Origin of the sequence: Hyphomicrobium sp., from assembly GCF_041674905.1 — a bacterium.
Taxonomy (GTDB): Bacteria; Pseudomonadota; Alphaproteobacteria; order Rhizobiales; family Hyphomicrobiaceae; genus Hyphomicrobium_B.
This window is the reverse complement of the sequence record NZ_JBAYUV010000079.1, coordinates 1-2,611: the sequence shown is the minus strand read 5'-3', so window position 1 is coordinate 2,611 and position 2,611 is coordinate 1. Positions and strand designations below refer to the sequence as shown.

The 2,611-nt window shown below is 53.0% G+C and carries 5 protein-coding genes; all 5 read left to right on the top strand.

Annotated elements, in window-relative coordinates; translation table 11 throughout:
* The first annotated feature begins 88 nt into the window (after nt 1-88).
* The 5 genes from WC026_RS17405 (at nt 89) to WC026_RS17385 (ending at nt 2,414) form a co-directional block, all read left to right on the top strand.
* Entirely contained in the window at nt 89-460 is a 372-nt protein-coding gene (locus WC026_RS17405; protein ID WP_372712272.1) for a recombination protein NinB, read from the top strand.
* Nucleotides 461-959: 499 nt separating this feature from the next.
* The gene (locus WC026_RS17400; protein WP_372712271.1) at nt 960-1,226 is read left to right on the top strand and encodes a hypothetical protein; all 267 of its coding nucleotides are present in this window, start codon (nt 960-962) and stop codon (nt 1,224-1,226) included.
* Nucleotides 1,223-1,597: a hypothetical protein gene (locus WC026_RS17395; protein ID WP_372712270.1), complete on the top strand. Its 375-nt coding sequence runs from the start codon at nt 1,223-1,225 to the stop codon at nt 1,595-1,597. The genes WC026_RS17400 and WC026_RS17395 overlap by 4 nt, the downstream gene beginning before the upstream one ends.
* Nucleotides 1,594-1,905, top strand: coding sequence for a hypothetical protein (locus WC026_RS17390; RefSeq protein WP_372712269.1), 312 nt, complete (start codon nt 1,594-1,596; stop codon nt 1,903-1,905). The genes WC026_RS17395 and WC026_RS17390 overlap by 4 nt, the downstream gene beginning before the upstream one ends.
* Entirely contained in the window at nt 1,902-2,414 is a 513-nt protein-coding gene (locus WC026_RS17385; RefSeq protein WP_372712268.1) for an HNH endonuclease signature motif containing protein, read from the top strand. Before WC026_RS17390 ends, WC026_RS17385 begins: the two co-directional genes overlap by 4 nt.
* Nucleotides 2,415-2,611 lie beyond the last annotated feature (197 nt).

The window sequence follows — 2,611 nt, the reverse complement described above, 5'->3', positions numbered from 1 at the left end:
GAGGCTACGCAAGGCCGTCGAGGATCGATGAAAGACGCGCTCGATAGTGACGTTCCGTTCTGAGGACAAGCAAGTGAGCAGAGCATTCGTGACGATCCGCACCGAAGCAGACCGCGAGAAGGTCATCCGTTGGGCGCGCGGCGTTCCGGTTGGCACTCGAACGGAATGGAATTCGCCGCGACGCTCGCTTGAGCAAAATAAGATCATGTGGGCGCGCTTAGGTGAGATTGCACGTCAAGTCGATTGGTATGGCGATAAGCTAACAGACGAAGACTGGAAAGACGTGTTCTCTGCATCATTGAAAAAGGCGCGAATTGTTCCTGGGATTGATGGCGGTTTTGTCCAACTCGGACTGCATACGAGCGAATTGTCTAAGGAAGAGATGAGCAACCTTCTGGACCTTATTGACGCTTTCGCTGCTGAGCATGGCGTCACGTTCAAAGAGACGGAGCTAGCGTGAAGCGCCGCAACTTCACCAAGGCAACAATTGTCGCCCGCTTCAAGCACTGCGGCGGGAAGTGTGAAGCGTGTGGCGTTGTTCTAAAGCCGGGAGGATACCACTGCGATCATTCGAACCCAGATGGCCTGACCGGCGAGCCGACATTCGAGAATGCTCGAATCCTTTGCCTGATATGCCATGCTGGTAAGACGAAGATCGATGTTGCCGCCATCGCCAAGGCGAAGAGACGCGAGGCGAAACACATAGGCGCGGTGAAGCCGAAAGGTGCGATAGCGAATAGGCCGAAAGAGACGAGACGCCAGCGAGACCAGCTACCGATACCGCCTAGACTATGGCTATATGTTTAAGCGCGCCGCTTTCATCCTTGCGTCAGCCATCGTCGCGTCGATAGCGTTCGAGGCCGGTCGCGCGGAGCAACATCGCGAAGACATGGCGTGGCATTTGAGTCAGGCGCGGCGCGGCGTGTTTTTCTGCCCAATGTTCGCTAGGAGATGACGCGATGACCGACGATGAATTAGTTTGGAAGGTGGCGCAGCATATCGAGGCAGCGTTTGATGAGAGGATCGCCGTATACTGGAAAATAATTGGCCCCGCTGCTCTCGCCATCGCCCGCCCCGTAATCGAGCGCGAGGCGCTAGAGAAGGCGACGTTGGTCGCACGAAACCAGCAATGCGATTTTGTCGAAGATGATTTTAGTGAGGGTTACAATGAGGGTTGCATAGATACTGAGTCATCCCTCCGCGCGCTGATGGAGCAAAGCAAATGAGCGGTATTGTGATACGGCTAAAAGATATTTCCACATTCTGTAAAGTTCGCAGAACAGATTGTTATGCGGCCACAGTCGGCAACAGAGTTTGGCGCGACATCGAGAATAGCACGGCACGAGCCGCTACCCGCATCGAAGAGCTCGAGGCCGAACGCGACAGATACAAGGCGATGGTCATGTCGCATGACCTGTTGAAGAAAGGTGCCGATCTACTCGCAGAGAACGAGTCACTTCGCAATGCGCTCCGCAAGGCGCAAGAGGCGCTGGTGCGGCTAATAGATAATGTCGAGACCGGTTGCTACGAAAGCACAGGGCAGTCAATAGACGAGGCACACGCAACCCTCGCAGAAATCGAGAAGGTGCTGAAATGACCGACATCAAGGAAGCGCATGAGAAGGCGCACGAGGCCGTCAGGCTCATCCTCGAAAGCGAGTTTTTCAGGGAGAATTTCTACAACGTGCGCGAGTCTGACGCTGACGCGATGGCCGAACGCTTGCTCAAAACCACATACGCTTCACTCGAAGCGAGCGGATTCGTCATCGCGCCGATAGAGGCGAATGAAGACATGAACCAACTTGGCATGAAAGCCATCGCTGACGCGATGGACGAAGGATACATGCTTACGCCAGGCGAAGTCTTCACAAAGATGATCGCCGCCCGCCCGAGGATAGAAAAATGATAGATGCCGAATATATCCGCTCAATCCTGCATTACGATCCTGAAACTGGTGAGTTCCGTTGGAAATATCGCGACGACAGGAACAGAGTATGGAATATTCGTTTTGCAGGAAAACTCGCTGGCGCTGATAGCGGCCATGGATATTTGAGGATCGGGATATTTGGCAATGATTACTATTCCCACCGTCTGGCATGGCTATGGATGACCGGCAATTGGCCATTCGGTGAGATCGACCATCGCGACGCCAACAAATCTAATAATCGCTGGAATAATCTTCGAGATGTATCGAGTTTGCAAAACAAAGCGAATGTACGCAGACGATCAACCAATACATCAGGTGTTAAGGGTGTTCATTGGGAAATTTCTCGCGGGAAGTGGCGGGCTAGGATCAGAAATAATGGCAAGAATATTCATCTTGGATATTTCGATGCCGACAAGAAGCATGAAGCTGCGGCGGAATATGAACGTGCAGCAATCGAACTTCATGGCGAGTTCTTTAGGCAAGGATAAGTTTGGGGTAATCGTCATGCCGATGAAGGATCGTTCCTAACATGAGCCGCCGCCCTGCCCTTGTCACGCAAGCAGACTTGAACCGCGCTGTCAAAGCTGCGGCGAGCGCGCCTGTACCAATGGCGGTGGAGATTTCTCCAGATGGCAAGGTTATTATTTTTCCGCTCAGCGAAAAGAAGGATAGCGGGGATATTTGG

Excerpts from the sequence above, each read along its gene's own strand:
- WC026_RS17400 (WP_372712271.1), top strand. The coding sequence starts at position 960 with ATGACCGACGATGAATTAGTTTGGAAGGTGGCGCAGCATATCGAGGCA.
- WC026_RS17395 (WP_372712270.1), top strand. The coding sequence starts at position 1,223 with ATGAGCGGTATTGTGATACGGCTAAAAGATATTTCCACATTCTGTAAA.
- WC026_RS17390 (WP_372712269.1), top strand. The coding sequence starts at position 1,594 with ATGACCGACATCAAGGAAGCGCATGAGAAGGCGCACGAGGCCGTCAGG.
- WC026_RS17385 (WP_372712268.1), top strand. The coding sequence starts at position 1,902 with ATGATAGATGCCGAATATATCCGCTCAATCCTGCATTACGATCCTGAA.